Source organism: Pseudonocardia sp. ICBG1142 (assembly GCF_020496255.1).
Classification (GTDB): Bacteria; Actinomycetota; Actinomycetes; order Mycobacteriales; family Pseudonocardiaceae; genus Pseudonocardia.
On the sequence record NZ_JAHLJC010000016.1, the window covers coordinates 20,793 to 27,532 of the forward strand.

Below are 6,740 nucleotides of genomic sequence, written 5' to 3' on the forward strand. Positions count from 1 at the left end.
CTTGCTCACGTCAGGAAGCCTGTGTCCGCAGTGTCAGTGTCTCCGATCGTTGCTGCTCTGGAAGGCCTGGAGGTCGGTCCTGACGCGGGGAGAGCCGCGCCGGTCGGTGAGGCGGCGGGGTTGTCGCTGGTGGAGGCCCTGTCGCGAGTGCCGGACCCGCGGAAACCACGCGGTGTCCGCCACGGTGTCCTCGCGGTGTTGCTACTGGGGGCGTGCGCGGTGTTGGCGGGGGCCCGGTCGTTCACCGCGATCGCCGAGTACGCCCATGACGTCGGCCGCGCCGTGCTGGACGTGCTCGGGGTGGGCGCGGTCGCTCCGCACGAGTCGACCATCCGCCGGGTCCTGCAACGGGTCGACGCCTCGGCGCTGGAGGCGGCGTTGCAGTCCTGGGTGTTGCCCCAGCTCAGCGCCCAGCCGGCGGCGGAGGGCACACCCCGGCGAGAACAGCGTCGCGTGCTGGCCTTGGACGGCAAGACCCTGCGCGGCGCCCGCGTCCGTGCCGCCGACGGCAGGGTCTGGCTCCCGCATCTGGTGTCGGTGCTCGACCAGACCAGCGGTGGCGTGCTCGGCCAGGTTCAGGTCGCAGAGAAGGGCAGCGAGATCACCGCGTTCACCGCGCTGCTCGACCCCCTCGACCTCGACGATGTACTGGTCACCGCGGACGCTCTGCACACCCAGCGAGCCCACGCCGACTACCTACACCGCCGCGGCGGGCACTACCTGATGACGATCAAAGCGAACCAGCCCACGCTGCTGGCACGGGTACGGGCGCTGCCCTGGACCCAGATCGGCGTCGCTGATCGTCAACGCGGGCGTGGGCACGGCCGCGTCGAGACCCGCACGATCAGCGTGGTCAGCCTGCACCCCTGTCCCGACCTGGGCGCAGAGTTCTTCCCCCACGCATCCCAGGCGATCAAGCTGGTGCGCCGGCGTCGCCCACTGCGGCCTGGCGGGAAGTGGAGAACCGAGACCGCCTACGCGATCACCAGCCTGACCAGCACCGACGCCGATCCAGGACTGCTCGCCCGCTGGATCCGTGGGCACTGGTCGATCGAGAATCGCCTGCACTGGGTCCGTGATGTCTGCTTCGACGAAGACCGCGCCACCGCCCACACCGGTCACGCCCCGCAGGTCATGTCGGCGTTGCGGAACCTCGCGATCACCGCGCTACGCCTGCACGGCGTCAGCAACATCGCCGCAGCACTCCGCCACCACGCCCGCGACCCCCATCGACCACTGACCACCTACAAGATCATCTAGCGACTTTGCCGGGGCCCTGAGCGAGCGTCGGCGGTCGCGATTTTCGATGGTGCGTGACTGCGTTTTCAGGCACCGTAAGCAGCGGCGCTCCGCAGGCGTTTAGGGCTGGACTTCCTCGCCTTTTCTATTGCCCTTTCATGCAAGTTTTCCGCTCTTATCGTTACGGACGGGCCTCTCCACCCGTTCCGGAGAGGCGGTGGCGATTATTTCGGTGTTCACTCCGCTGGATCTGTGGTTTCAAAGGCCGCCGCAGGATGGATGTAGTATTTTCCCGCGCGGTGTTTGGGTTTGTGCCGGAGCGGAGCGTTTGTCCGATGCGTGGCCCGGCGGATGCGGGGATTGCCGCGCTGTCGTTGGGGGTCGCGCGTCCTCGGTGTTGTCGCCCTGGAACGGGTCTAGTAGTTCCCGAGAGGGGCTTTGTTACTCCCGAGAGAGCCCAAGATCGTTTTTAGGGTTGCCTTCTGGACTTGCCCCGGGGTGTTCTCGGGCCGAGCATCGCTGTGACCTGCCGTTGTATGGATGGTGGAGTGAGTGCCGCTGGGTCGGGCTGGCGCCCGACACCTCAACCACCCTGCTTCGCTGACGGCCGGTTGAGGTGTCGGGCGCCAGCCCGACCCAGCGGTTGGCGGTCGCGGAGCGGCCTTGATCGTCAGTACGTAGTTCCATGTTTTGAAAAAGGCAAAGGTCAAGGTCAACGGACTGAGGGTTGGCTGGGCGGTTTAGGCTGCTTTGGGTGTATTCGTCCGTAATGGCTGAGTGTGTTCACGTGATTGCTTTTGGTGATGGCTCTTGACCAACGGGGGGGGGGGCGTGTTCGCATGCGGTCATGAGTACGAAGAAGTGCGCACGTGTTATCGGAACGGTGTTGGTTGTGGCTGTTTCGATGGGTTCGGCGACTGGGATCGCTGCGGCTGAGACCTCGGTTGCACCTCCAGCTTCGGCAGCTAGTTCTTATTCTTTGGCTACCGCTTCGGGGCAAGAGCAAGACAGGATTGAGGGTTTAACGCTGTTTCTTGAGCGCGTCAACTCAGTCCCTACTTCGGTTCTTTATCAAGGGGATTCTGCTACGCAGGACTGGTTGAGGGCGAACTATCCTAACACTGGGGGTCAGTCTCGTGCCAGTGTTATTGGTTGCGTGGGGGCGATTGGTGTTGCGGTAGGTGGTGTTCTAGTTCCCGCTGCGAAGATTTTGAAGATTAAGAAATTGGTTGCGCAGCTTGGAGGCATCAAAGAGGCTGTCCAGACTTTCCGGGGTGCGAGCTTTTCTTGGGAGAAGATTCAAGCTATCGGTGGGCCGGTAGCTGCTCTGGGGGCAGAGCTGCTCGGAATTACCGCAGTGCGCACCCAGTGCTTCTCTTGAGGACTGTTCAGCGTATAGCGATTGGCGGGGACAGTTGTGGCACCCGAGCGCTCGGCGATATGTATCGGTGGAGGCGGCATCGCGCTGCTCTGTGGCCTTATCGGAGTGGTCCTCCTCCTTACAGGAGAGGGCGTAATTCTGCCTACCTTCAGCGCGCGGGCGGGCACTACATCGCCGGCGAACGGATGCGCGACGGCAGCCCGCACGCCGCCCAGGCACTGTCCCGCCAGGGCCGCTACCAGCAGGTTCGGGACAACCTGCGCGTCAAGGAAGTCCGGATCGACTCCACCCCCGGCGTCCGGTGGATCATCTGCCACAACCCCGACGAGGCCGAACGCGACCAGGCCGCCCGCGAAGCCGCGATCGCCAGGATCTCCGCCGAGCTCGACCGCATCGCGTCCGCCCGCACCCGAGCCCGCGAGGCCGCCCGCACCCGCCGCGCCGCCACCACAACCAGCAAGGCCGCGTGGCGGCACGCCGCCCGGGCCGCCGAACGTGAGGAGGCCGCGCACGTCAAGGCCGAATGCGCGCTGCGTGAACACCCGGCCCTGGGCCGGTGGCTGCGCCAGACACCGTCCGGGCGGCTGCAACTGGACCGGACCAAGATCGCCGCCGAAGCGAAGCTGGACGGGAAGTACCTGCTGTCCACCTCCGACCCGGACCTCTCGGCCGAGGACGTCGCCCTGGGCTACAAGAACCTGCTGGAGGCCGAGCGCGGGTTCCGCGACTTGAAATCCACCATCGAGCTGCGGCCGGTGTTCCACCGCCTCGAACTCCGCATCCGCGCCCACGTCCTGCTCTGCTGGCTGGCGCTGCTGCTGATCCGGGTCGCCGAACGCCGCACCGGCCGCACCTGGCGCACCATCTCCCGCGAGCTGGGCCGGCTGCACACGATCACCCTCACCGGCCCGGCCGGCACCGTCGTGCAGACCACCGAGCTCACCACCACCCAGGCCGGCATTCTTCGGGCCTGCGGGGTCACCCCACCACCCCGGATCACCACCCTCGACCCCGCCTAACCAGCCCAAACAGCGCCAACAGGCACCGCGGCGGGCATGGACACACGCCCACCCCGCTCCCACACCAGCGGTCCTGCAGGTCAACCCCCGAATTCAGCCCTCACATCTGCCCACGAACTGCGGAATCCGGGGTTAAGTGGGTGTCGCAAAAGTCGGTCCCGTCGGGCGGGTCGCTGCGTTGGCGTCGGAGGTGGTGGCCCTTCGCTGCGGCCCCAGCGGGCTGGTGCGGGGTCGCGGGGACCTAGCGGTGGCGGAACTCCAGGAGGCCTGCGTAGCCGTGTGAAGGGGCTGCTGAAGCGCTGGTGTCGAGGACGTTCTGGTGTTGCGGCGATGGGAGCGGCTCGACTCGGCTTGGCGGCTCGTGGTGATCGCGGAAAGTGTTCGACCGGTCGCGCTGCGCGTTTTATGCTCGTTTCGTTCCGGCTGCGTCGTCCGGTGTGGATGTCGGCGCTGTGGCCGGGTATCTTTCTGCGGTGAAATCATCGAGAATGTGGCGGGTTGCTGCCGCTAGCGTGATGGTTATTGCTGTCACGATGGGTGCTGCGTCTGGTGCGGCCGCTGCGGAGTCTTCTGGTCCGGTGGCCGCGTCGGTTGTGAAGAGTCCGCGTCCGGTGGAGCCGGAGCCGCCTGGCCCGGATTCGTCGGCGGCGCCGCCGACGGTGGGTGGATCAAGTGTGGAGACTTTCCGGACGGGTTCTGGCGTGGAGTCGTGGGATGGTTCGTGCAAGTATCTGCACGAGCATTTTGATGAGATTTCTGCGAAGGCAACGGGTGAGGGTGGTATCCCGTGTGTCGATGTGACTATCCCGTCGCCGTCGGAGAACCGGCCTCAACCGTATGATCTGAATCCGCAGGCGTTTGATCTGGTGGCGTATCCGAAGGCGTGTGAGGGGTACACGGATTGGGTGGTGGACCGGACGACGCAGTGCAAACGGGATCGTGTGGACATCACGATTTTCGAGCAGCGCACGAAGGTCGTGCTGGGCACCTTGAACGTGAACCGTCGTACGTTGTCGTATACGAATGCTGGGAATCCGGTGTGGGGTGTGCAGACGACGTTGTCGTTGGCGGGTGCGTCGGGTGTGGGCTATGGGGCGTCGGTGAGTGGGTTGGGGACGTGTGGGTCGCCGCGGCCGGGTGAGGTGTCGGGGTGCACGCGTAACGGGCCGAACACGTTCGGGCCGAGTCCGGCGTTGAACCCGAACTTCCCGTTCACGGGGGAGACCTATTACCGGGGCACGAAGGTCGGCCCGGGGGAGAGCGGGGCGGGGAAGAACACGGTGGACCTGACCTTCTCCAACCCGAAGTGGCAGAAGCCGGAGTTCTCCTCGACGTTCGTGCCGCACCCGGTGCGCTGTGACAACGCGGTCAAGGGCCGTGGTCCGGGGTGTGTGGTGGCGGCGCATACCCCGGTGATCGCCTACTCCCGGTCCGGGGACGTGGGGGAGCTGGCCCGGCACATCGGTGACGCGCAGGCCTCGGGTCTTCCGGGGGCGTACCCGTCGGGGGTGCCGTTGACCCGGCTCATGGATAAGGATGACGCGAAGGACAACCGGGGCCGGGCCTGCCCGCGTACCTACACCCGCCCTACAGGACTCAGCTGTGATGAGTATCCCTTCGCCTCCAGCTACCAAGGAGCCGACCAAGCCCCGAAGGGCCCGGGACGAACCTTCCCATATTGCCGGATCGCACCGAAGCTTCCTCAGGGTCTGCGTGATTCCACTGGGTACAGTTCGTGCATGATCAATGATGCGCAGAACAAGCGGGGCGGTTCACAACTCAGCGCGTTCTTCTCGAAGAACCGCGTCATCGACCGGGACGCTTACCGCGTCTGGATCCAGCCGTAAGGTACTGACCGCTGGGGAGTTGCACTCAGCGCAGCTCCCCAGCAGCCTTGCGCGGCATCACTGCCAGGTGAGTCGCCCGCCGAGAGCAATGGGAGTTAAATCAGTCTGCTCCTCAGGCGTCTCCGATGTGACCGCTTGGAGCGTCGCTCGGTTGAGGGCGAGGAAGCTCTTCCAGCGGGGAGCGTCATTCAAGTCTGCATCGACCTTGTCATAGAACACCGCGGCCCCGAACTCTTTCCCCCCTCTGCGATCGATCATCAAGTAGCTACCGTTCTGATCCTCTGCCACGGGAAGAAGGGCGGGGATGAAGCCGCCAATTGCAGACCCGGCGAGCTTGTTCGCGTCAAACGACTCTGCGGCTATGGCGTTCGCTCCGAGCTGCGCGAAGAAAGTCCCCCGCGCATCTGATTTTTCAGATGGTGGCGGAGAGGCTCCTGCCGCTAAGTGAGCATAGCTGGAGAGCATGTCATCTTCCCAGACAGAGACGACTTCGGAAATTCCGAGAGGGCGAAGCCCCGGGAGAATGTATCCGCTAGGCGCGCGCAGCGCCCCGTCGCACCACTCATAGAACGCCAGTACATCTTCAGGCCAAGGGTATCCGCCAGTTCTCCCTTGCGCGGTATCTAGCTCAATTGCCAATCCTTTAGAGAGGAAAGCCTCCCCGGTTTCAGGGGCGTTCTCAGCGCACCACTCGTAAAGTTTCACCCAAGGGTCCATCGTCCTCACCTTCCCGTCTTTCGACTAGAGAGTCCGCGACGCGCCGTTGTTCAGCGATTCGAGAGTAGGTCAGACTTAGTGATATCTGCAATTCGTTCGCGATATCTCGGGGACTCTTGCCAGATTCGCTGCGCGCGATGATCTGGGCTCGACGCTGGCGACTCCGCTCCTCGTAATCGGCACGTTCTTCGGCAACAGTATTGCGAATGGTCCTGTCGGAGACGTTAAGCTGTTCAGCGAGCGTGCGAGCTGAGTGTTTACGGCGAGCCCGCCAAGGGCGAGTGGGAGTCATGTTTACACACCTCATTCAGTTTCAATCAGGGCCTGTCGGTCGAGACGATTATTCTTTCGAACTTGAGTGCTTTTGTCTCGCCGGGCGGCTTGGATGGTATTGAAGGTGGCGTCGTAGACGATTGGCCCGTCGGCCCACATGCGGGATTTGGTGATGATCCAGCGGGAGATGGAGTTGGCGATGCCGTTGACTTCGGGTTGGAGCAGAGGGATGGAGAAGTCGGTATTGAGGAGGGTCGCTTGTGC

The 6,740-nt window shown here is 64.3% G+C and carries 7 protein-coding genes; 4 read left to right on the forward strand and 3 right to left on the reverse strand.

What is annotated here, in order from left to right:
• Positions 1-36 precede the first annotated feature (36 nt).
• From KPL59_RS12915 to KPL59_RS12930, 4 genes are all read left to right on the forward strand, one after another.
• Entirely contained in the window at positions 37-1,260 is a 1,224-nt protein-coding gene (locus KPL59_RS12915) for an ISAs1 family transposase (RefSeq protein ID WP_226351754.1), read from the forward strand.
• Between the two features lie 826 nt (positions 1,261-2,086).
• Positions 2,087-2,620, forward strand: a complete 534-nt coding sequence (locus tag KPL59_RS12920) for a hypothetical protein (protein ID WP_226360917.1) — start codon at positions 2,087-2,089, stop codon at positions 2,618-2,620.
• 185 nt (positions 2,621-2,805) lie between these two features.
• On the forward strand, positions 2,806-3,639 hold the full coding sequence (locus tag KPL59_RS12925) for an IS1634 family transposase (protein WP_226360918.1): 834 nt from the start codon (positions 2,806-2,808) through the stop codon (positions 3,637-3,639).
• Positions 3,640-4,313: 674 nt separating this feature from the next.
• Complete coding sequence (locus tag KPL59_RS12930; RefSeq protein ID WP_226360919.1) at positions 4,314-5,486, forward strand: hypothetical protein; 1,173 nt, start codon at positions 4,314-4,316, stop codon at positions 5,484-5,486.
• Positions 5,487-5,543: 57 nt separating this feature from the next.
• On the opposite strand, the gene KPL59_RS12935 is transcribed toward KPL59_RS12930, so the two are convergent.
• The 3 genes from KPL59_RS12935 to KPL59_RS12945 all read right to left on the reverse strand — a co-directional run.
• Complete coding sequence (locus tag KPL59_RS12935) at positions 5,544-6,191, reverse strand: SMI1/KNR4 family protein (protein WP_226360920.1); 648 nt, start codon at positions 6,189-6,191, stop codon at positions 5,544-5,546.
• Entirely contained in the window at positions 6,166-6,510 is a 345-nt protein-coding gene (locus KPL59_RS37610; protein ID WP_374111624.1) for an HTH domain-containing protein, read from the reverse strand. The genes KPL59_RS12935 and KPL59_RS37610 overlap by 26 nt, the downstream gene beginning before the upstream one ends.
• Positions 6,507-6,740: hypothetical protein (locus tag KPL59_RS12945; RefSeq protein ID WP_226360924.1), on the reverse strand; the 234-nt coding region annotated here is incomplete at its 5' end. The genes KPL59_RS12945 and KPL59_RS37610, both read right to left, overlap by 4 nt.